A 21,262-nucleotide genomic window follows, 5' to 3' on the forward strand; every position below is an offset into this window, starting at 1 on the left:
TGTTGACTTAAACAATAATTGCATAAACAACGATGCAAATGTATGTGCTTTCTGTGAAAACGCAAAATGAATTAGCTTTTTTTAAATGCTTCTCTTTGGAAAATATGCTATACTTGTATTTTGAAACATGATAAACATACTATAATGTTATTAAATCTGACAGAAGAACAAATCACTCAACTCGCTCCGGACGCTGCGTCTGTCAAAGCAGGAAAAGGGTTGGCGAACCGGACTAAGTGGGTACTTCTGGAGCATAGTGACCGCGCCATCTGGGGACACTGCCAAGGAAGTGGAAAAACGCCTTATCAAACAGTAGTTGATACAAAGAATATTGCATTCAAATGTTCTTGTCCCAGCCGTAAGTTTCCGTGTAAACATGGGTTGGGGCTTTTATTTATGTATGCTTCCCATGCTGATCTTTTCAAGGAAGCGGAGGAACCGGACTGGGTAACGGCATGGCTCTCCAAACGTGAAGAGAAGGCGGAGAAGAAAGAACAGAAAGAGAAATCGGAAACTCCGGTGGATGAAGCGGCACAGGCCAAGAGGCAGGCCGTGCGCCATCAGAAGGTACTGGCCGGAATTGATGATCTTCAGATCTGGATGAAAGACTTGCTCCGCAACGGGCTGCTGAATATCCCGGAAAGAGCATATACACTATTTGAACCCATATCCCGCAGGATGATTGATGCGCAGGCCGGTGGATTGGCGGGCAGGTTACGATCGCTACAGGAAATCAATTACTATACGGACAGTTGGAAATATGAGCTTACCGACAAATTGAGTAAACTGTATCTTCTGACAGAAAGTTATAAGAATTTGGATTCTCTTTCTGCTGAGTGGCAAACGGAAATCCGTACTCAGGTAGGATATCCGCAGGCGAAGGAAGAAGTGATGTCCGGCGTGCCGGTGGCAGACCAATGGATCGTTTTGCATACCAGAAGCCGGAAAATAAATGAGCTGCGGACAGAAACTTTCTGGTTGTACGGGAAGTCCAGTCACCGTATGGCCCTCTATTTAAACTTTCTGGCTCCCGGAGCGTTGCCGGAATTTAATATGGTTCCCGGTGGCGTCTATGAAGGAGAGTTGTATTTTTATCAGGGCGTTGCTGCCTTGCGTGCCCTGCCCCAAAACATGAAATGGCTGGATAGTACCTTCCTGCCTTCATTGTGTTCCGATATACCGGTTGCCATGCAATCTTACAGAACGGTTATGCAGACTCATCCGTTTGCGGAGGAAGTTCCTCTCTTGGTGGACAATGTCAGACTGGTAACAAGCGGAAATACGCACTATCTACAGGATGCCGCAGGTATGGCCGTTACGGTGCATATCGAAGAGACTGCACGTGTTGACATACTGGCTATAACAGGCGGAAAACCCTTCTCGGCTTTTTTGCTGGCAGACGCCGTTTCCTGTGAATTGAAAACAATCTGGTATCAATCTGAATTTTATTTTTGGAAAGATGAACTTAACTGATCATATCATCAATGTGGCATTGCTTGGCACTGCCACCCGTGAACTGATAACGACTGATTTTCCGGAAGAGTTGCAAGAAACTCTCCGCGACATTCAGGCGAAAGCAGAGGATGCGGAAGCTCTCTTCTATCAGCAGTCCGCTTTGGGCTTTGCCTTTGCGCGTGCCGGAGTGGAGGCGCAATCCATTGCAGGAGTTGCAAATGTGACAGAAGCTCCGGAAGAAGACAAACCTTACTTCCTCCGTGAAGTGGGAGAGTTGCTTACTTCCCTGTATCTCAATAAAAATCAGTATCTTTTGCTGTATGCTTACCGGAAAGCTGCCGACAAAGGAAAATTGATCCCTCCTGCCTATCTGCAAACTTTATTGCGAAGAGCTTTTGACCGGAATAATCCCTACAGGTATGAGGAACAGCACTGGCTGTCTCTGCTGACAGGGCAAAGAGGACGTTGGCTTCTTCCGCAAATGGGATTTCCTGTATGGGGAGAATCCGGCAACGAAACTTGGGAAACCGCCTCTCACGAAGAACGGAAACGAATGTTGACTAACCTGCGGAAAAATAGTCCGGAGCAGGGGCTTGCCTTATTGCAGACCGAACTGAAGAATGAGTCGGCTGCCCATCGGGATGAACTGATTCAGTGTTTGCGGTGGGGGTTGAGTAAATCAGACGAAGCATTCCTGCAAGAGATCGTGGCGACTGACCGGAGCAGTAATGTCAAAGAAACGGCCCGGCGATTATTGTGTAGCCTGCCGGACTCCGAACTGGTGAAAATATACGAAGAATTATTGCGGGGGAAATTACATTTCAATTTCCTTTTGGGATGGTCGTATGATAAGATTGAATTTACCCCTGAAATGAAGAAACTGGGACTTGAAGAGGTGAGTTCCAATAAAAACGAGAAGGATGATCGTTTCTTGTTACGCCAGTTGGCGGAACGTGTTCCATTAAGTTTCTGGAGTGAGTTTTATGACTGTCCGCCGGAGAAGGCTGCCAGCAAACTGGCGAAGAACCCTCCTTTTCAGAAACTGTTCGACCTGTCGAAACCGATCCTGAATTTCAGCGACTCCGGTTGGGCATATCATACCTTGAAGGAGAATGCGGATGAAAAAATGGCGGACGCGTTGATGGGGTTATTGCCTTCCTCCCAACGGGAGGAAATAGCTTTTCAGTCAGAGAGAGGCGGCTATATTCCGGATAGCTGGTTCAACGAAGACGGCATCGGATGGGGAATGAAATTCTCCACCCGTGTATTCCAGCGGATGCTTCGGAATAATTACTATCTCCCTAAGGAGACAGCCGAACGACTGGCATTATACTTCCCGTCCGAGATGAGAAAACCCATCGAACAGACAGCGCTTTCAATGGCCGCACAAGAGAATAATACCTCCACCCGTTTTTCCCGGTTGATGATGGAATACATGGATTTGAAGCAGAGAATAGATACCTTATTAAATAATGACTAATAAAAACAGAAAGAAGATATGAGCACTTTATTAAGACAACATGCTGAACAGCAATTTGCAGAAGAACTTCACGAATTGAAACAGAATGAAACAAATCCCGTTCCGGAGAATTGGGAGATGTCTCCGCAGTCAGTGGTTACCTACCTGATGGGCGGTAAATTGAAAAACGGATTTGAAGTTTCTCCTAAATATATAGGTAACCGTCGTCTGATGGAAATAGCTGTGGCAACCCTTGTCACCGACCGTGCGCTACTGCTTTACGGACTGCCCGGAACTGCGAAAAGCTGGGTGAGCGAGCATATTGCCGCTGCTATTTCCGGTGATTCCACTTTGATAGTGCAGGGTACGGCCGGCACCGGTGAAGAAGCGATCCGTTATGGGTGGAACTATGCCCGTTTGCTGGCGGAAGGTCCGAGTGTGGGAGCATTGGTGCAAACTCCGGTTATGAAAGCTATGCAGGAAGGTAAGATAGGCCGTATTGAGGAGCTGACACGCATCGGTTCCGATGTGCAGGATACACTGATCACCATTCTTTCTGAAAAGACATTGCCCATCCCGGAGCTGAATACAGAAGTACAGGCAATCCGCGGTTTCAATATCATCGCTACTGCTAATAATCGGGATAAGGGAGTCAATGATCTGTCAAGCGCCTTGAAACGCCGTTTCAATACGGTCATTCTTCCCTTGCCGGATTCTATTGATGAAGAAATAGATATTGTGCGCCGACGGGTAGAGAGCTTTGAGAAAGTAATGCAGCTCCCGGCTGAAAAGCCTGCTTTGGAGGAGATTCGCCGTGTCGTTACTATCTTCCGTGAACTTCGTCAGGGCGCCACTGCCGACGGTAAGACGAAACTGAAGACTCCGAGCGGAACGCTTAGCACGGCAGAGGCTATTTCGGTGGTAAACAATGGACTGGCGATGGCAGGTTATTTCGGTGACGGAGAAATTCATGCCGAAGATCTCGTATCCGGTATTTTGGGTGCAGTGGTCAAAGACCCCGTACAGGATAAAGTCGTTTGGCAGGAATATATGGAAACGGTCGTGAAGAATCGGGACGGCTGGAAAGATATTTACCGTGCTTCAAGGGATATGATTTAAAAAGAAAGGAAGAAATGGCTATTCATTTACTAGGCATCAGGCATCACGGTCCCGGCTCGTGCCGCAATGTGCTGAACTACTTGCAGGAACTGCAACCGGATCTGATTCTGGTAGAAGGTCCGGCAGAAGCCGAAGCGCTGCTGGCCTGTGTGGAAAATTCGCAGATGACGCCTCCGGTAGCTTTGCTGGCATACCAGCCGGACGAGCCTCAGAATGCAGTGTTCTACCCTTTTGCGGAGTTCTCGCCCGAGTGGCAGGCGATGCGTTATGCCGTACAGAACCGGATACCTTTCCGCTTTTTCGACTTGCCTCTGGTCTATTCGCTGGCTCTTCGGGCACAAAAGACCTCTGAACAGGAGACGGAAACGACCGCTGAAGTCGCAGAAGCCGGCGACCCGTTCGACTGGCTAGCTCATGCCGCAGGATTTACTGATGGTGAATCCTGGTGGGAAACTATGATTGAACACCGGCAAGAACCTGCCGATATCTTTCAGGCGGTACAAGAGGCTGTGACTGCTCTTCGGGAAGAACTTCCGGGGCACACCTCTCCGCGTGACCTGATACGTGAAGCGTGGATGCGTAAAATGATACGTGCGGCACAGAAGGAGAATTTCGAACGCATTGTCGTCGTCTGTGGTGCATGGCATGTACCCGCACTGGACGATATGCCCAAAGTAAAGGACGATAATGAACTACTGAAGGGACTTCCCAAAGTAAAGGTAGAATGTACATGGATTCCGTGGACGTATGACCGGCTTGCTTTCCGCAGCGGGTACGGTGCGGGAATCGAATCTCCGGGCTGGTATCATTATCTCTGGCATCATCCGGAGGATGATGGCACGCTTTGGGTGAGCCGGATCGCCTCTCTGTTGCGGCAGAAGAATATGGATATCTCGGTAGCCCATGTTATTGAAACCGTCCGTTTGGCACAGGTGACGGCTGCTTTGAGAGATCTGCCTTATCCTTCTCTGAATGAATATAACGAAGCCGTCACTACGGTGATGGGCTTCGGAGATGATATTTTGTTGCAGATTATCAAAGAAGAACTGATCATCAGCAACCGTTTGGGAAGTGTACCTGATGACGTTCCCAAAGTACCTCTGCTGGTAGACGTGGAGAAAATACAAAAACGTCTGCGTGTTCCGTTCACCGCCGAGATCAAAGAACTGATATTAGACCTCCGCAAGCCGAATGATCTGGAGCGAAGTATCTTCTTCCATCGCCTGCAACTGCTGGGCATCGACTGGACTATCCTCGGACGGATAGACGGGAAAGGTACTTTCAAGGAAAAATGGACCTTGTATCACAAACCGGAACAAATCATCCAAATCATTGAACGGGCTATCTGGGGAAACACGTTGATGGAAGCTACGCAGAAATATCTGCTGAAACAGATGGCGGAGATTCAGCATATCCCGGAACTGACAGCTTTGTTGAGTACGGTCCTCCCCGCCGATCTTCCGGTGCTGGTAGAAGCGATGACCGTACAGTTGGACCGTCTTTCGGCTGCTTCCACCGATATTCTGGAAATGATGGAGGCGGTCCCCGATCTGGTGAATATCGTCCGTTACGGAAACGTGCGTGATCTTGATTTCTCGAAGGTCGGTGATATGCTCGAAGCCATGATTGCTCGTATTCTTGCGGGTGGTGTATTGGTGTGTATCAATATCGATGAAGAGGCTGCCGGTGATCTTCTGAATAAATTGGTTGCCACGGACTATGCGCTCTCCATTCTGAATCGGGAAGAACTGAACCTGATGTGGCGCAATTTCATCGGTCAGGTACGTTCTTCTGCCAATGTGCATCCGTTGTTGTCCGGTTATGCTACCCGTCTGCTGAATGACAAAGGGGAAATCTCCGCAGAGGAGATGGAGACGACACTTAGTTTTTATTCTTCTGTAGGCAATGCTCCGGCAGATATGGCATACTGGTTCGAAGGCTTTTTGCGTTCATCCGGTTCGATCCTGTTGCTGGACGACCGTCTCTGGAATTTGGTGAATAACTGGGTATGTTCGCAGGACAAAGACACATTTATGGAGCTGTTGCCTGTATTGAGGCGTACTTTCAGCGAATTTACCTCTGCCGAACGCCGTAAGCTGGGTGAGAAAGCCCGTCGTACGGATTCTACGGGCACATCATCTGCCGTAGGAGCTTCGGTAACGGAGAATGAGTGTCTGAATCGGGAAGAAGCAAAGAAGGTAATCCCCGTGATTCGTCAATTATTGGGACTGGAAACAAAGTAAAGGAAAGAAGATGGAAGAAGAATTACTGAAAAGGTGGCGTCTGATACTGGGCGGCGATGAGGCTGACGGTACAGGCGTGACATTGAATCTGGAAGAACAGCGGATAGACCATTCTCTGGAAGCTGTATATGATAGTGACAGAAGAGGGGGGCTGGGTTCCTCGGCTCCCAAAGTAAGCCGATGGCTTGGAGATATCCGTGAGTTCTTTCCGCAGACAGTGGTACAAGTGATTCAGCGGGATGCTATAAAACGTCTGAATCTGACCAGTCTGCTTACCGAAAAAGAAATGCTGGAAACGGTCGTTCCCGATGTTCATCTGGTTGCTACTCTGATGTCATTAAGCCGGGTGATTCCCGAAAAGAATAAGGAGATGGCACGCCAGGTAGTCCGCAAGGTGGTTGAGGAGTTGCTTCGCAAACTGTCGGCTCCTACGCAACAAGCGGTAACCGGTGCTTTGAACCGTTCCAGCCGTCGCAGGAACCCGCGTTACAATGAAATAGACTGGAAAACGACCATTACCAAGAACCTGAAAAACTACCAACCGGACTATAAGACGATTATTCCCGAAATCCGTATTGGCTACGGGCGTAAGCGGAAAGCGATGAAAGACATTATCCTGTGTCTGGATCAAAGCGGTTCTATGGGGACGTCGGTCATTTATTCCGGCATATTCGGTTCTGTGTTGGCATCCATTCCGGCGGTATCTACCCGTATGGTGGTTTTTGATACGGCAGTCGTTGATCTGACGGATGATTTGCAAGATCCCGTGGATCTGCTTTTCGGGGTACAGCTTGGGGGAGGAACCGATATAGCCCGTGCGCTGACTTATTGTCAGGGAGTCATTACCCGTCCGCAGGACACGGTGATGGTGTTGGTGACTGACCTTTACGAAGGAGGAGACTCCAGAGAAATGAGAAAGAAATTTGTCTCGTTGGTCAATAGCGGTGTGCAGTTGATTGTTCTTCCGGCGTTGAACGATGACGGTGCTCCGTCCTACGACAAGGGGCATGCTGAGTTTCTCGCTTCCATAGGAGTGCCGACATTTGCCTGTACTCCGGATAAGTTTCCGGACCTTATGGCGGCTGCTTTGAGTAAACAGGACATTGGAATGTGGGTTTCTCAGAATGTAAAGAGTGAATGACAGCTATTGGATAGAAAAGAAAGAAGGCTGTCCCTCATAGTGGAGGACAGCCTTTCTTAGCTTATATAAATGTAAGGGGATTGCTAATTACAGAGCACCTACTTCTTTCAAAGCAGCGTTTGTTCCGTGAACAGCTTTTGCGCTGGCAGCGAACTTAGCTTTTTCGTCAGCGTTCAGATCCAGTTCAACGATCTTTTCGATACCGTTCTTGCCAAGGATTACAGGAACACCGATGCAAATGTCTGATTCACCGTATTCTCCTTCCAGATATACTGAACAAGGGATCATCTTCTTTTGGTCGTGAAGGATAGATTCAACTACGAATGCTCCTGCTGCCCCCGGTGCATACCATGCAGAAGTACCCAGCAACTTAGTCAGAGTAGCACCACCTACCATAGTAGCAGCAGCCACTTCGTTCAGTTTTTCTTCAGAGATGAAGTTAGTTACAGGCATACCTTTGTAAGTAGCGAAGCGAGTCAAAGGAATCATAGTAGTATCACCGTGACCACCGATAACCATACCTTCTACTTCGTTGGCGTTGCAGCCCAAAGCCTGAGACAAGAAATATTTGAAACGAGAGCTGTCCAGTGCGCCACCCATACCGATGATGCGGTTCTTCGGCAAGCCCAGAGCTTTCAATGACAGGTAAGTCATTGTATCCATCGGGTTAGAGATAACAACAAGGATTGCATTGGGAGAATATTTCAAGATGTTTTCTGCCACTGATTTAACGATACCAGCGTTTACACCGATCAGTTCTTCGCGAGTCATACCCGGTTTACGAGGAATACCTGAAGTAATTACAACAACGTCAGAGTTAGCAGTCTGAGCATAGTCGTTAGTGCAGCCTACTACAGTTGTGTCGAAACCCAACAGTTGAGCTGTCTGCATCATATCCATTGCTTTACCTTCTGAAACGCCTTCTTTAACGTCCAGCATTACTACTTCGTCTGCCACTTCATTGAAAGCAAGTACATTTGCACATGTAGCACCTACGTTACCTGCGCCTACTACGGTTACTTTTGACATAATACTATATATTTAAAAAGTTGATAATTTATTTCATGCTTTTTAGCGCGACAAAATTACAACGATAATCCTATTTAAAGAAATTTTTCCGTAATAATTTTCGTTAAAGAAAATGCCCAAGACTATGTTACTCTGTTACGAAATGATTACTTTTGTGCCCGTTATCGATTAACAATTGGAACTATGAACAAAAAAAGCCTTCTTATTGCAGCTGTAGCTGTTTTGGTGATAGCGATTATCGGCATCACTTATTTGTTGTTTACTGAAAAGAAAGCCAATCGCGAGCTGGTACAGGAATTTCAGTTGGATAAGGAAGATTTGGAGAATGAGTATAGCCAGTTTGTGCAAAAGTATGATGAGTTAAAGTTTACGGTAACTAATGACTCTCTCGCACTGTTGCTGGAGCAGGAACAATTGAAAACTCAACGATTGCTCGAAGAACTCCGTACCGTGAAAAGCTCGAATGCAACGGAAATCCGTCGTTTGAAAAAGGAGCTTGCCACTTTGCGTAAGATATTGGTAGGCTACGTCAATCAGATAGACTCACTGGACAGAATCAATAAACGCCAACAACAGGTGATTGCAGACGTTACGCAGAAATACAACACTGCTTCACAGCAAATCAGTACACTTTCCAAAGAGAAGGAGAATCTGGATAAGAAGGTGACACTGGCTGCCCAGCTCGATGTGACCAATATCCGTATCGAACCGCGCAATAAACGGGGGAAGGTTGCAAAGAAAGTGAAAGACATCGTGAAGCTGGCTATCAGCTTTACAGTCGTGAAGAATATTACGGCAGAGAATGGCGAACGTACCATCTATATACGTATCACCAAACCGGATAATGACGCACTGACCAAGAGTGCATCCAACACTTTCTCTTACGAAAACCGTACACTGACTTACTCCATCAAAAAGTATATCGAATACAACGGTGAGGAACAGAACGTGAATGTATTCTGGGATGTGGAAGAGTTTTTGTATGCCGGAAACTATCGTTTGGATATCTTCGAGGGCGGAAATCTGATCGGCTCTCAGAAGTTTACGCTGGACTAACCGATATAAATTCAAGAAAAAAATGCGCCAATAAGCAGTAAAAGGCTTTTTGGCGCATTTTTCTATTAGAAAAAGGTTAACTTTGTGAAAACTAATAGAATAATACGTATGAAAAAGCACTTGACTCAGCTACTGCTATCATTACTGTTTCTGGTGGTGACAGCCATGACTTGCGATGAACAGGATTTGGCTGAACCGATAGACATCTCCTGTACTTTGAAAGAAGTGGAGTTATATCATTGGGATAATGCAGGTGAGAAACCTAAGGAGGCTCTTGATAACAAAGTTCTCAAAGAAGCTTATATGATGGAGATTCGTTTGCTGACAGATGCGGGGGAAAAAGATCCGGAATCTTATGACGCCGATCATTATCTTCGCCATGTATTATCGGATGGCATCAAAAAGATTCAGATATTTACGGAAACAGCTTTTAATGAAGAATTTCCCGCAGGAGCAGAAGTCACTTCCTGCTTTTATGACTATCCAAAGACGTTTGTTAAAGATCAGCAGACAGATTATACTGTTAATGGAGGGGTTATATCCATGATAGATGAAGTAAACAAGATATATAAGGCGTTATTGACCATTCCCCAATCAGGCGGAGAGTTCCGTTTTCGTGTAGTGCTGACAATGGAAAGCGGTGAAACGGTTGAACGGCTGAGCGATCCGGTTACTTTCTATTAAATCTGCTGTCTATGAAGAAAATACATTTATTAGCCATGCTATTGTTTACTGCATGTGTTGTGCCTGTATCGCAGGCGCAGGAAAGCCTGTTTCTTAAAGATCCATCTACCAAGAATAAGTTGCTACAGTTAGACTTGGATGTGGGAACCTGTTTTGACCTGGCTTATCGGGGGAAGGGAAATATGTACACTGCAATGTCGGACCGGAAATCTGTGTTTCCTGCTATCAACCTTCGTTTGCAACATTTCTTTTCGCGTAAATGGGGATGGTATACGAATATCCGTTTGGGGATTCCCGTGAAATATAGGCGGGATTGTTATACTGAATTAGTCCATGCAGTCGAAGCGGATTACTATGTGAATAATCTCATACCGGGAACGCAAAAACCGGACGTTAATCCCTGTCTGGATTTTGGTGTTGCTTATCGCTTTGAAAATTCCCATTGGGCTTTTTATCCTCGTTTGGGGATTGGTGTGAATAGCATTTCCTATCAGCGTGTTTGTGCGGAACTAAAGAAAAAAGGAGGAAATGAATTATATAAGATAGAGTATAGAGGGGATGATGAAAGTAACTATGGTAGTGAGAGTATCGATGCTTTTATTCTTTCGGCAGGTATTACCGCCAACTATAAGCTCAGTCGAAATTGTTTTTTACTGTTGAATGTCAATTATATACAGCCATTGGGGAGATTTACTTATCGTAAATATGTAACAGACTTTTATACGGGAGAAAAGGTGGAGAGAGGAGTCTATAAAAGTTCTACATTCGCCCGTGATCTGAATGTAAGTGTCGGATTCGGATTCCCTTTTTATCTGGGAAGAAAGACTAATAGAAAATCACCGCATAGAGAAAGAACCAGGCAGCTAATGGAACAGAAACGGAAAACATACGGGTTGTTTCCGGGAAATAAGTAGCCATTTAATCATTTCTTTGCAATGATGAGCGAATAGAATTTAGCCTTTATACAAAGTTTGAAAAAGAAAAAACTCTGCCATTCACAACAATTGGATTAACATTCTTATGATATACTTACGTGTCAGCTAGTCTCTCTATAAAAATAAAAACTATAAATTGCTGTCATCTGTCACTTTGTTGGGTATAATATCTTGAATATGAGTGATTAATGAGGTGACGGCAGTAGGTGACGGCAGTGTGACGGCAAATTTTGCTGTCACACTGCCTTGTTTTCAATGGTTCCTTATGGTCTGTTTGTAGTTCTATATAGAGCTTTTTAGTTTCTCCCGTTTGAAACTTTTGTTTCTTCAGCTTGGAACTAAAGTTTCATCGGCTTGAAACTAAAGTTTCAAAGCCTTGAAACCAAAGTTTCGGACGCTTGAAAACATTGGTTCCAGCGTATGGAAACTAGTTATACTAGAGTGTATGATGTCAAAAGTCAATAGTAGCGAGTTCAGTGTAGTCGATGTGCGTGTGACGGCAATAGTTGTCATCACCGTGCCGTCACCTGTTGCCGTCACAGCGTTAAGCCTTGACTATGAGTGTGTTATTTGTGTTTTTGTGATGGGTGACAGCAGTAATTGGATAAACAATACATAGAGAGAGAAGCCGGTTGATACATCTATTATGATAGGATTTATCAGATTGATAATCGTTTAAGAGCTTTTTAGGTGCCTTAACAACAAAACAAGTGGCTGATTGTGTTATATTCCCTAAGTAACCAAATAAAAATAACAAGATTATGAAACAGAAAAGAGCTAAAATTGGATTTACCGGATGTGCCAAAGCGTATATCCGGAGTTTGCAGGAAGAAGGGCGCTATTCTACGGCACATGTGTATAAGAATGCGGTTCTTTCATTTACGAGATTTCATGGCAGTACGTATATTGCATTCGAGCAGATCACTCGCGAGTCTTTGCGACGTTACGGACAATACCTGTACGATTGCAAACTGAAACTCAATACGATCTCTACCTATATGCGAATGCTGCGCTGTATTTACAATCGTGGTGTGGAAGCTGGTATCGCCCGTTTTATCCCCCGATTGTTTCGTGATGTATATACCGGTGTGGATGTCCGGCAGAAAAAGGCAATACCTGTAAAGGAACTGCATACACTTCTTTATAAAACACCCCAGTCTAAGCACTTGCGGCGTACTCAGGAGATTGCCCGACTGATGTTCCAGTTCTGCGGAATGCCTTTTGCGGATTTTGCGCATTTGGAAAAGTCGGCATTGGCACAAGGGGTATTGAGATATAACCGTATCAAGACAGGCACTTCTGTTAGTCTTGAGGTGCTGGAGTCATCTCTGCCCACGATCAGTAAACTTCGCAATAATGACCCTGTTCGGGAAGATGGAACGAATTATTTATTCAGTATTCTGAGAGGGAATAAAAGCCCCAAAGGTGAAAGCATGTATAAAGAATACCAGTCGGCGCTTCGTCGGTTCAATAATCAGCTGAAAAGTCTTTCAAGGGAACTTCACTTAAAGTCGGCTGTCACCTCATATACCATCCGTCATTCTTGGGCAACGAATGCCAAATACCAGGGTATACCTATTGAAATGATCAGTGAATCATTGGGACACAAATCTATTAAGACGACTCAAATCTACCTGAAAGGTTTTGAACTGGAAAAGAGAACAGAAGCAAATCGGTTGAATTGTTTTTACGTTGAAAACTGCAATAATTAGAATAGAATATAATCAGAGTGCTGGCTATTAGTGTGTTATCATGTCTATTACTTCTTAGGTAACGGAAATAAATACGACGCAAAGATATATAAAAAGAATCTCATATCCCAAACTTATTATACATTATTTTATTTCTCTGACTTAAGAAAATAAAATAACACTATGAGAACACGAATACCACTGACTTCATGTTCCGAACCCTTATTGTTTGTCATCCGACAAAATCTCCTTCATAACCCTTTTATACAGTGCTTCTCGCAAAGGCCGCTGCCTTTTTCGCTTCTTTTCCCCTATGTGTAAAGTCCGGTAATGGACTTCCGTTACCTAAGAAGTAATAGATAAATGTAAGTAGTAAATTGTGACACGCAATTCAAACAACAAGCTCATTTTGCATGCCTTCTATTTACTTTGGTTCTGAATTTATCCATTGGGATATATGCTTGTAAAGGTACACACACACACAGTGACAAAATAAAGAGAATGAACATTGCTTCGATGTGGGCAATGTCTTAAAAAGGGTTTTTAGTTTACTTATTTAAAAGTAAAAGAAGAAATGGAAAGTTTATGGAAAGTCTGGTTCTCCAGAAGGAGAAAAGTGTATGTTCGGATAGCCCGTCGATATGGTTCCACTCCGTGGCGGGTGTATTATTTAGGACATGGAGGCAGGTGCAGGTCGCTCAAAGACATGCAGATATTGGAAGCGTTACAGCGGCAGGGAGTTATTTCGCATATTTACCCTTGGTGATAATTGACTGAAAAATACTTGGACATATTTAATTATGTGTCCGAAAGAAATATGAACTATTATAAAATATGGGGTGAGATGTTTTTCTAAAAAGGTTACTGTGAAGTACCCGAACGGGGATAAACCCTTTATAGCATGTGTATGTTTCCCACAACATGCTTATTGCTTATATAAACGGAGTCTCTTGGATGTCCGTTTTATATAATTGTTTGTTTTTGTTTAAGTACATTCTGTCCTGGTGAGGAAGGATGTACTTTTTTATGTCCGAAAGTCCGGAATCAGATAGTTACGAAGGTCCGGTCGGAAGATCAGCGCCTTCCGTCCGCTCCCCACATCATCTTGCTGCGGAGGGTATCGAAGAAAATATGATTGAACCGTTTCACTACTTTTATACTGTAGTCTGCCCGGCGAATGGTCAGTTGAGTTGTCTCCTTGCACGTTTCGCTGCTGCCGTCGATGGCAACGAGGAAGTTATGGCTGCGGCTTTCTACGTCCAGCGTGATTTCCCAGTCGTCACGAATGACGATAGGACGGACGTTGAGGCTGTGCGGAGCTACCGGGGTAATGGCGATCGTATTGGAATGAGGAACGATGATCGGGCCGCCTACGCTTAATGAATACGCAGTAGAGCCGGTAGGAGTGGCAATCACCAGTCCGTCTGCCTGATAAGTATTCAGATAAGCACCGTTGATCGCAGTGCGGATGCTGATCATGGAAGAACTGTCCCGCTTGAGCACCGCAATTTCGTTGAGGGCATAAGGCGATTCCTGGAGATTTCTGTCATTGCAGATAAGCTGCAACACACTTCGTTCCTCCACACTGTATCTGCCTGCCTGAATCTCTTCGAAAGTCACCTCCATCTCTTCGGGTGAAACATCGGCAAGAAATCCCAGCCGCCCTGTGTTGATGCCTAGAATGGGGATTTGTTTTCTACCCACCCGGCGGGCAGCTTTCAGAAATGTGCCGTCACCTCCGATGCTGATAACCATATCGGCTGTGAAGTCGTTGCCTTCGAGCAGGGCGTCGACAGGCACTTCCATTTTTAAATCTGCCGTCAGGAACTGGTAAAACTCCCGGCACATACAGATTTCCGCTCCCTGCTTCTTGAGAAGCTCGAACAGTCTGAGTGCATGCAAAAACTTTTTAGGCTGATACGTATTTCCGAAAATGGCAAATTTCATAAGCTGTTTCATTAGTTTCGGTTGCAAAATTGGCATTTTTTCTTGGATTTCTACTTTAAATAACCAAAAAAGAACTGAGAATGCGTTTCGTATTATTAGGCAACTAATAATAATATTTGTATTTTTGCGGCAAATATTGCGTAAAACTATGACTAAATTAAGTGTAAACATAAACAAGGTTGCTACATTGAGAAATGCACGCGGAGGGGATACCCCCAATGTGGTGAAGGTAGCACTTGATTGTGAAGCTTTCGGGGCTGACGGTATTACTGTTCATCCCCGTCCCGACGAACGCCACATCCGCCGGGCAGATGTATATGATCTGCGTCCGTTGTTGCGGACTGAATTCAATATCGAGGGCTACCCGTCGCCGGAGTTTATAGACCTGGTATTGAAAGTGAAACCTCATCAGGTGACGCTGGTTCCTGACGATCCTTCGCAGATTACTTCCAACTCCGGTTGGGATACAAAAGCAAATCTGGAATTTCTGTCGGAAGTTCTCGATCAGTTCAACAGCGCAGGCATCCGTACTTCCGTCTTTGTTGCCGCCGATCCGGAGATGGTGGAATATGCGGCAAAAGCAGGTGCCGACCGTGTGGAACTTTATACGGAACCCTATGCTACGGCATATCCGAAGAATCCGGAAGCGGCTGTTGCCCCATTTGTGGAAGCAGCCAAAACAGCCCGCAAACTGGGTATCGGCTTGAACGCCGGACACGACTTGAGTCTTGTGAATTTAAACTATTTCTATAAAAACATTCCTTGGGTGGACGAAGTATCCATAGGTCATGCCTTGATCAGCGACGCATTGTATCTGGGACTGGAACGTACTATTCAGGAATATAAAAACTGTCTACGCTAATGAATGTATTGATGTTATTGGCCCAGGGTGCCATGAATATGGCCGACTCGCTGGCAACTGCCAACCCGGTGCTGACTCCGGTCAGCGCTCCCGAGATGAATATGCTTGATATGGCTGTCAAGGGTGGTTGGATTATGATTGTACTGGGTGTACTGTCTGTAGTCTGTTTCTACATCTTATTTGAACGTAACTATATGATCCGTAAAGCGGGAAAAGAAGACCCGATGTTCATGGAACGGATCAAGGACTATATCCATAGCGGTGAAATCAAAGCGGCCATCCAGTATTGCCGCACGATGAACACTCCTTCGGCACGCATGATAGAAAAAGGAATCAGCCGTCTGGGGCGTCCTATCAACGATGTGCAGGTTGCCATTGAAAATGTCGGTAACATCGAAGTGGCCAAACTGGAAAAAGGACTGACGGTGATGGCAACCATTTCCGGTGGTGCTCCGATGCTCGGATTCCTCGGTACGGTGACCGGTATGGTACGCGCATTCTACGAAATGGCGAATGCGGGAAGCGGAAATATTGATATCACACTGCTTTCCGGCGGTATCTACGAAGCTATGATCACCACCGTAGGCGGTCTGATCGTGGGTATCATTGCCATGTTTGCTTACAACTACCTGGTGATGCTGGTAGACCGTGTAGTAAACAAAATGGAAGCTCGTACGATGGAATTTATGGATCTCTTGAACGAGCCTGCCCAAAAGTAACCCTGAGACGTTAATCACTATCATTAACCACTAATCAATAATAAAGTGGGATTAAAAAGAAGAAATAGAGTATCGCCCAATTTCAGTATGGCATCCATGACGGACGTCATCTTCCTGCTGCTGATATTCTTTATGATTACCTCTACGGTGGTGTCGCCCAATGCCATAAAGGTGTTGTTGCCGCAAGGCAAACAGCAGACTTCGGCCAAACCGCTGACAAGAGTCGTGATCGATAAAGACCTGAACTTCTACGCTGCTTTCGGCAATGAGAAGGAAAAGCCGCTGTCGTTGGACGAACTGACTCCGTTCCTGCAAAGTTGCGCGGAGAAAGAACCGGAGATGTATGTGGCATTGTATGCAGATGAGTCGGTGCCTTACCGTGAAATCGTGCGGGTGCTGAACATTGCGAATGAGAATCATTTTAAAATGGTGCTGGCTACACGCCCGCCGGAAAACAAATAAAGTAAGTAGTTGCTACTTAACTACTAAAAAAAAGAAACAATTATGGACGACAGAAGAAAAAAGGGTGAATTCGTCGGCGCGCTGGGTGCACTGTTGGTACACGTGGCAGTGATAGCTCTTTTGATTCTGGTGAGCTTTACGGTTCCCCAGCCGGATGAAGACGCAGGCGGCGTACCTGTGATGCTGGGAAATGTGGAGTCTGCCCGAGGCTTTGACGACCCTTCGCTGGTGGACGTGGATATACTGCCCGAAGAACCGGAAGCACCTGCACCCGCGGAAACGCAGCCGGAACTGCCCTCGGAACAGGATCTGCTGACACAGACCGAAGAAGAAACGGTAGTGCTGAAACCGAAAACGGAACCTAAAAAGGAGACCGTGAAACCCAAAGAGGTAGTGAAGCCCAAAGAACCGGTGAAGAAACCCGAAAAGACGGAGGCAGAGAAAGCTGCCGAAGCGAAACGTCTTGCCGAAGAAAAAGCGGAACGTGAACGGAAAGCCGCCGAAGAAGCTGCGAAGAAAAAGGTTGCCAACGCTTTCGGAAAGGGAGCGCAGATGGGAGGCAGCAAAGGTACTTCCGCCAGCGGCACGGGAACGGAGGGCAGCAAGGACGGTAATTCATCCACCGGAGCGAAGACCGGAACCGGAGGTTACGGAACATTTGACCTCGGCGGACGTTCTTTAGGTACGGGCAGTCTGCCAAAGCCTGCCTATAATGTGCCCGAAGAAGGACGTGTGGTAGTCAATATCACCGTCAATCCGGCGGGAGTAGTCATTGGAACCAGTATCAATCCTCAAACGAACACCGTGAACTCCACCCTGCGGAAGGCAGCGGAAGACGCGGCGAAGAAGGCTCGCTTCAACACCGTGGAAGGACCGAACAACCAGACTGGAACCATCACTTATTATTTTAACCTGAGATAGTATCACTAATCAAAAATATAGGATTATGGGAACTGTATATGCTTTTTTTGCAGATGGCTTTGAAGAAATAGAAGCCTTTACTGCTGTCGACACTTTGAGACGTGCCGGACTGAATGTGCAAATTGTATCTGTCACTCCGGATGAAATTGTAATGGGCGCTCACGATGTGTCATTGCTCTGTGATATAAACTTTGAGAACTGCGATTTTTTTGATGCCGATCTGCTGTTGTTGCCGGGAGGAATGCCGGGGGCAGCTACGCTCGACAAACATGAAGGACTGCGAAAACTGCTTCTTGACTTTGCTGCCAAAGGAAAACCGATCGCAGCGATCTGTGCGGCTCCGATGGTATTGGGCAAATTAGGTTTGCTGAAAGGAAAGAAAGCAACTTGCTATCCCGGCTTCGAACAATATCTGGAAGGTGCGGAATGTGTCAGTGAACCCGTAGTTCGTGACGGAAGCATTATTACAGGTATGGGACCGGGGGCTGCTATGGAGTTTGCTTTGGCTATCGTAGATATGCTGGTAGGCAAAGAAAAAGTAGACGAACTGGTAGAAGCGATGTGCGTAAAACGCTAAGCTGTCTATGAAACAATCTGTGATTATTGTCGCCGGTGGAAAGGGCTTGCGAATGGGAAGTGATCTTCCCAAACAATTTCTTCCTGTCGGTGGCAAACCTGTGTTGATGCATACGCTGGAAGCATTCCGCAAGTACGATGCGATGCTTCAGATTATTCTGGTACTTCCCCGCGAACAGCAGGACTTTTGGAAACAGCTTTGCGAAGAACATCATTTTTCGGTGGAACACCTCATTGCGGATGGTGGCGAGACCCGCTTTCATTCGGTGAAGAATGGGCTGGCACTCGTGGAGGCTCCCGGTCTGGTAGGAGTGCACGACGGAGTTCGTCCGTTTGTAACCCTTGAAGTGATTCGCCGGTGTTACAAGCTGGCGGAACAGTATAGGGCGGTAATTCCGGTAGTAGATGTGGTAGAAACACTGCGTCATCTGACGGATGCCGGAAGCGAGACGGTGAGCCGTACTGAATATAAGTTAGTGCAGACTCCTCAGGTTTTTGAAGTGGATTTGCTGAAACAAGCTTATGCGCAGGAATTTACTCCGTTCTTTACAGATGACGCTTCGGTGGTCGAAGCGATGGGTATCCCCGTACATCTTGCGGAAGGAAATCGCGAAAACATAAAAATAACAACTCCCTTTGACCTGAAAGTCGGGAGTGCTCTCTTGTAAATGTTCGATTTAACCACACGCGACATAAAATTTATCTCCGGTGTAGGACCTCAGAAGGCCGCTGTATTGAACAAGGAATTGGAAATCTACTCGTTGTACGATCTGATTTATTATTTCCCTTATAAATATGTTGACCGGAGCCGCATCTATTACATTCACGAAATAGATGGCAACATGCCGTATATCCAGTTGAAAGGAGAAATTCTCGGCTTCGAGACGATAGGAGAAGGACGGCAGCGACGCCTGACTGCTCATTTCTCAGACGGTACGGGAGTCGTCGACCTTGTGTGGTTTCAAGGCATCAAGTATATATTAGGTAAGTACAAACTTCACGAAGAATATATCATTTTCGGTAAGCCTACCGTTTTTAACGGTCGTATCAATGTAGCGCATCCCGATATAGACAAGTCGGATGATCTGAAACTATCTTCCGTCGGCCTGCAACCTTATTATAATACGACGGAGAAAATGAAACGGAGTTTTCTCAATTCGCATGCGATTGAGAAGATGATGGCTACGGTGATCCAGCAGATACAGGAACCGTTGCCGGAAACGCTTTCTCCCAAGATTTTGTCGGACCATCATCTGATGCCTCTGACAGAAGCACTACGGAATATTCATTTCCCTACCAATCCCGATTTGCTGCGCAGAGCTCAGTATCGTCTGAAATTCGAAGAACTGTTTTATGTGCAGTTGAATATTCTCCGCTATGCGAAAGACCGGCAAAGAAGATATCGCGGATACATCTTTGAACGGGTGGGGGATATTTTCAATACATTTTATTCGCAGAATCTTCCTTTTCAGTTGACCGGTGCTCAGAAACGGGTACTGAAAGAAATCAGGAATGATGTGGGAAGCGGCAGGCAGATGAATCGCCTGCTTCAAGGAGATGTCGGCAGCGGTAAAACGCTGGTGGCATTGATGAGTATGCTGCTTGCTTTGGATAACGGTTTTCAGGCATGTATGATGGCTCCCACCGAAATTCTGGCCAATCAGCATTACGAAACAATCAGGGAATTGCTTTTCGGTATGGATATCCGTGTCGAACTGCTGACCGGGTCTGTCAAAGGAAAGAAGCGGGAGGCGATTCTGTCCGGACTGCTGACGGGAGACGTGAAGATCCTGATAGGTACGCACGCGGTCATTGAAGACACGGTGAACTTCTCTTCCTTGGGACTGGTGGTTATTGACGAACAACACCGTTTCGGTGTGGCACAGCGTGCCCGTCTTTGGACAAAGAATGTGCAGCCGCCACATGTGCTGGTGATGACCGCCACGCCTATTCCGCGTACATTGGCCATGACGTTATATGGTGATCTGGATGTTTCTGTCATTGATGAACTGCCGCCGGGCCGAAAACCGATAACGACCATCCATCAGTTTGATAACCGCAGGGAAAGTATGTATCGCTCGGTACGCAAACAAATAGAAGAAGGGCGTCAGGTGTACATCGTTTATCCTTTAATAAAGGAAAGCGAGAAAATCGACCTCAAGAATCTGGAGGAAGGCTATCAGCATATTCTGGAAGAATTTCCCGGCTGCACCGTTGCCAAAGTTCACGGCAAGATGAAGTCTGCGGAGAAAGATGAGCAGATGCAGCTTTTTATTTCCGGGGAAGCTCAGATTATGGTTGCCACCACCGTTATCGAAGTCGGAGTGAATGTACCCAATGCTTCTGTAATGATTATTGAGAATGCCGAACGTTTCGGACTTTCACAACTCCATCAGTTGCGTGGCCGGGTGGGACGTGGTGCTGAACAGTCTTATTGTATCCTTGTGACGAACTACAAACTGACTGAAGACACGCGGAAACGGCTGGAAATAATGGTGCGCACCAATGACGGCTTTGAAATAGCGGAAGCGGATTTGAAACTGCGAGGTCCCGGTGATCTGGAGGGTACGCAGCAAAGCGGCATTGCCTTCGATCTGAAGATTGCGGACATCGCCCGTGACGGTCAGCTGTTGCAATATGTCCGTTCGATAGCCGAAGAGATCGTAGATAACGACCCGTCAGCTCAGCATCCGGAGAACGAAATCCTGTGGCGGCAACTGAAATCTCTTCGGAAAACGAATGTTAACTGGGCGGCTATAAGTTGAAAAACGGTTAAACATGCAGTTTATTTGCGGAAATGTGTTGCAAAACATATTTCATTCTTATCCCTCCTATTTATAGGGCTTTAACGTCGCTTATTCTGTCCTTTTCATCTCTGTACTTCTGAAAAATAGTTAATGACTTACTTGCCCTTTCGTCGGAAAATACTATCTTTGGGGGAATTTTTTATAGTAAGTGTATAG

The 21,262-nt window shown here is 46.0% G+C and carries 19 protein-coding genes; 17 read left to right on the forward strand and 2 right to left on the reverse strand.

All coding sequences use genetic code 11. The annotated features are described in order from the left end of the window. The first annotated feature begins 144 nt into the window (after positions 1 to 144). The 5 genes from HMPREF2794_RS26700 to HMPREF2794_RS26720 are packed head-to-tail and all read left to right on the forward strand — an operon-like array spanning position 145 to position 7,417. The gene (locus tag HMPREF2794_RS26700; RefSeq protein ID WP_022300853.1) at positions 145 to 1,473 is read left to right on the forward strand and encodes an SWIM zinc finger family protein; all 1,329 of its coding nucleotides are present in this window, start codon (positions 145 to 147) and stop codon (positions 1,471 to 1,473) included. Continuing rightward, the gene (locus HMPREF2794_RS26705) at positions 1,460 to 2,935 is read left to right on the forward strand and encodes a DUF5691 domain-containing protein (protein WP_070753168.1); all 1,476 of its coding nucleotides are present in this window, start codon (positions 1,460 to 1,462) and stop codon (positions 2,933 to 2,935) included. The genes HMPREF2794_RS26700 and HMPREF2794_RS26705 overlap by 14 nt, the downstream gene beginning before the upstream one ends. Positions 2,936 to 2,953: 18 nt before the next feature. Then, on the forward strand, positions 2,954 to 4,033 hold the full coding sequence (locus HMPREF2794_RS26710) for an ATP-binding protein (RefSeq protein ID WP_008760828.1): 1,080 nt from the start codon (positions 2,954 to 2,956) through the stop codon (positions 4,031 to 4,033). 14 nt (positions 4,034 to 4,047) lie between these two features. Further along, on the forward strand, positions 4,048 to 6,276 hold the full coding sequence (locus HMPREF2794_RS26715) for a DUF5682 family protein (protein ID WP_070753170.1): 2,229 nt from the start codon (positions 4,048 to 4,050) through the stop codon (positions 6,274 to 6,276). Between the two features lie 10 nt (positions 6,277 to 6,286). Then, complete coding sequence (locus HMPREF2794_RS26720; protein WP_010536536.1) at positions 6,287 to 7,417, forward strand: vWA domain-containing protein; 1,131 nt, start codon at positions 6,287 to 6,289, stop codon at positions 7,415 to 7,417. Positions 7,418 to 7,504: 87 nt separating this feature from the next. On the opposite strand, the gene mdh is transcribed toward HMPREF2794_RS26720, so the two are convergent. Then, positions 7,505 to 8,446, reverse strand: coding sequence for a malate dehydrogenase (gene mdh, locus HMPREF2794_RS26725; protein ID WP_008760830.1), 942 nt, complete (start codon positions 8,444 to 8,446; stop codon positions 7,505 to 7,507). A gap of 183 nt (positions 8,447 to 8,629) precedes the next feature. Here mdh and HMPREF2794_RS26730 point away from each other — a divergent pair, with 183 nt between their 5' ends. From HMPREF2794_RS26730 to HMPREF2794_RS26750, 5 genes are all read left to right on the forward strand, one after another. Beyond that, complete coding sequence (locus HMPREF2794_RS26730; protein ID WP_008764168.1) at positions 8,630 to 9,502, forward strand: hypothetical protein; 873 nt, start codon at positions 8,630 to 8,632, stop codon at positions 9,500 to 9,502. 108 nt (positions 9,503 to 9,610) lie between these two features. Then, a complete protein-coding gene (locus tag HMPREF2794_RS26735) occupies positions 9,611 to 10,186 on the forward strand; it encodes a DUF5034 domain-containing protein (RefSeq protein ID WP_008760832.1) in 576 nt (191 codons plus the stop codon). Positions 10,187 to 10,197: 11 nt separating this feature from the next. Further along, complete coding sequence (locus HMPREF2794_RS26740) at positions 10,198 to 11,100, forward strand: hypothetical protein (RefSeq protein WP_070753172.1); 903 nt, start codon at positions 10,198 to 10,200, stop codon at positions 11,098 to 11,100. A 782-nt stretch (positions 11,101 to 11,882) separates the two neighbouring features. Continuing rightward, positions 11,883 to 12,833, forward strand: coding sequence for a tyrosine-type DNA invertase cluster 3b (locus HMPREF2794_RS26745; RefSeq protein WP_008760835.1), 951 nt, complete (start codon positions 11,883 to 11,885; stop codon positions 12,831 to 12,833). A gap of 553 nt (positions 12,834 to 13,386) precedes the next feature. After that, the gene (locus HMPREF2794_RS26750) at positions 13,387 to 13,578 is read left to right on the forward strand and encodes a hypothetical protein (RefSeq protein WP_008760836.1); all 192 of its coding nucleotides are present in this window, start codon (positions 13,387 to 13,389) and stop codon (positions 13,576 to 13,578) included. 308 nt (positions 13,579 to 13,886) lie between these two features. Here HMPREF2794_RS26750 and HMPREF2794_RS26755 read toward each other — a convergent pair whose 3' ends face one another. Next, the gene (locus HMPREF2794_RS26755; protein ID WP_070753174.1) at positions 13,887 to 14,795 is read right to left on the reverse strand and encodes an NAD kinase; all 909 of its coding nucleotides are present in this window, start codon (positions 14,793 to 14,795) and stop codon (positions 13,887 to 13,889) included. 112 nt (positions 14,796 to 14,907) lie between these two features. Between HMPREF2794_RS26755 and HMPREF2794_RS26760 the strand changes: the two genes are divergently transcribed. The 7 genes from HMPREF2794_RS26760 to recG are packed head-to-tail and all read left to right on the forward strand — an operon-like array spanning position 14,908 to position 21,064. After that, the gene (locus HMPREF2794_RS26760; RefSeq protein ID WP_008760838.1) at positions 14,908 to 15,621 is read left to right on the forward strand and encodes a pyridoxine 5'-phosphate synthase; all 714 of its coding nucleotides are present in this window, start codon (positions 14,908 to 14,910) and stop codon (positions 15,619 to 15,621) included. Further along, the gene (locus tag HMPREF2794_RS26765) at positions 15,621 to 16,340 is read left to right on the forward strand and encodes a MotA/TolQ/ExbB proton channel family protein (RefSeq protein ID WP_010536542.1); all 720 of its coding nucleotides are present in this window, start codon (positions 15,621 to 15,623) and stop codon (positions 16,338 to 16,340) included. Before HMPREF2794_RS26760 ends, HMPREF2794_RS26765 begins: the two co-directional genes overlap by 1 nt. Before the next feature lie 45 nt (positions 16,341 to 16,385). Further along, complete coding sequence (locus HMPREF2794_RS26770) at positions 16,386 to 16,802, forward strand: ExbD/TolR family protein (protein ID WP_055268523.1); 417 nt, start codon at positions 16,386 to 16,388, stop codon at positions 16,800 to 16,802. A gap of 42 nt (positions 16,803 to 16,844) precedes the next feature. After that, on the forward strand, positions 16,845 to 17,723 hold the full coding sequence (locus HMPREF2794_RS26775) for a TonB family protein (RefSeq protein ID WP_008760841.1): 879 nt from the start codon (positions 16,845 to 16,847) through the stop codon (positions 17,721 to 17,723). 25 nt (positions 17,724 to 17,748) lie between these two features. Further along, positions 17,749 to 18,300 (forward strand): DJ-1 family glyoxalase III, encoded by a 552-nt coding sequence (locus tag HMPREF2794_RS26780; RefSeq protein ID WP_010536543.1) that lies wholly within the window; start codon positions 17,749 to 17,751, stop codon positions 18,298 to 18,300. A 7-nt stretch (positions 18,301 to 18,307) separates the two neighbouring features. After that, the gene (locus HMPREF2794_RS26785; protein ID WP_070753176.1) at positions 18,308 to 18,967 is read left to right on the forward strand and encodes a 2-C-methyl-D-erythritol 4-phosphate cytidylyltransferase; all 660 of its coding nucleotides are present in this window, start codon (positions 18,308 to 18,310) and stop codon (positions 18,965 to 18,967) included. Then, positions 18,968 to 21,064, forward strand: coding sequence for an ATP-dependent DNA helicase RecG (gene recG / locus HMPREF2794_RS26790; RefSeq protein ID WP_070753178.1), 2,097 nt, complete (start codon positions 18,968 to 18,970; stop codon positions 21,062 to 21,064). Positions 21,065 to 21,262: the final 198 nt, after the last annotated feature.

This window comes from Bacteroides sp. HMSC067B03, from assembly GCF_001811315.1.
In the GTDB taxonomy this organism is placed as follows: Bacteria; Bacteroidota; Bacteroidia; order Bacteroidales; family Bacteroidaceae; genus Bacteroides; species Bacteroides faecis.

Coding starts and splice junctions, on each gene's coding strand:
- mdh (WP_008760830.1), bottom strand. CDS start 8,446: ATGTCAAAAGTAACCGTAGTAGGCGCAGGTAACGTAGGTGCTACATGT.
- HMPREF2794_RS26745 (WP_008760835.1), top strand. CDS start 11,883: ATGAAACAGAAAAGAGCTAAAATTGGATTTACCGGATGTGCCAAAGCG.
- HMPREF2794_RS26700 (WP_022300853.1), top strand. CDS start 145: ATGTTATTAAATCTGACAGAAGAACAAATCACTCAACTCGCTCCGGAC.
- HMPREF2794_RS26755 (WP_070753174.1), bottom strand. CDS start 14,795: ATGCCAATTTTGCAACCGAAACTAATGAAACAGCTTATGAAATTTGCC.
- HMPREF2794_RS26710 (WP_008760828.1), top strand. CDS start 2,954: ATGAGCACTTTATTAAGACAACATGCTGAACAGCAATTTGCAGAAGAA.
- HMPREF2794_RS26760 (WP_008760838.1), top strand. CDS start 14,908: ATGACTAAATTAAGTGTAAACATAAACAAGGTTGCTACATTGAGAAAT.
- HMPREF2794_RS26750 (WP_008760836.1), top strand. CDS start 13,387: ATGGAAAGTTTATGGAAAGTCTGGTTCTCCAGAAGGAGAAAAGTGTAT.
- HMPREF2794_RS26740 (WP_070753172.1), top strand. CDS start 10,198: ATGAAGAAAATACATTTATTAGCCATGCTATTGTTTACTGCATGTGTT.
- HMPREF2794_RS26735 (WP_008760832.1), top strand. CDS start 9,611: ATGAAAAAGCACTTGACTCAGCTACTGCTATCATTACTGTTTCTGGTG.
- recG (WP_070753178.1), top strand. CDS start 18,968: ATGTTCGATTTAACCACACGCGACATAAAATTTATCTCCGGTGTAGGA.
- HMPREF2794_RS26730 (WP_008764168.1), top strand. CDS start 8,630: ATGAACAAAAAAAGCCTTCTTATTGCAGCTGTAGCTGTTTTGGTGATA.
- HMPREF2794_RS26775 (WP_008760841.1), top strand. CDS start 16,845: ATGGACGACAGAAGAAAAAAGGGTGAATTCGTCGGCGCGCTGGGTGCA.
- HMPREF2794_RS26715 (WP_070753170.1), top strand. CDS start 4,048: ATGGCTATTCATTTACTAGGCATCAGGCATCACGGTCCCGGCTCGTGC.
- HMPREF2794_RS26780 (WP_010536543.1), top strand. CDS start 17,749: ATGGGAACTGTATATGCTTTTTTTGCAGATGGCTTTGAAGAAATAGAA.
- HMPREF2794_RS26705 (WP_070753168.1), top strand. CDS start 1,460: ATGAACTTAACTGATCATATCATCAATGTGGCATTGCTTGGCACTGCC.
- HMPREF2794_RS26785 (WP_070753176.1), top strand. CDS start 18,308: ATGAAACAATCTGTGATTATTGTCGCCGGTGGAAAGGGCTTGCGAATG.
- HMPREF2794_RS26765 (WP_010536542.1), top strand. CDS start 15,621: ATGAATGTATTGATGTTATTGGCCCAGGGTGCCATGAATATGGCCGAC.
- HMPREF2794_RS26720 (WP_010536536.1), top strand. CDS start 6,287: ATGGAAGAAGAATTACTGAAAAGGTGGCGTCTGATACTGGGCGGCGAT.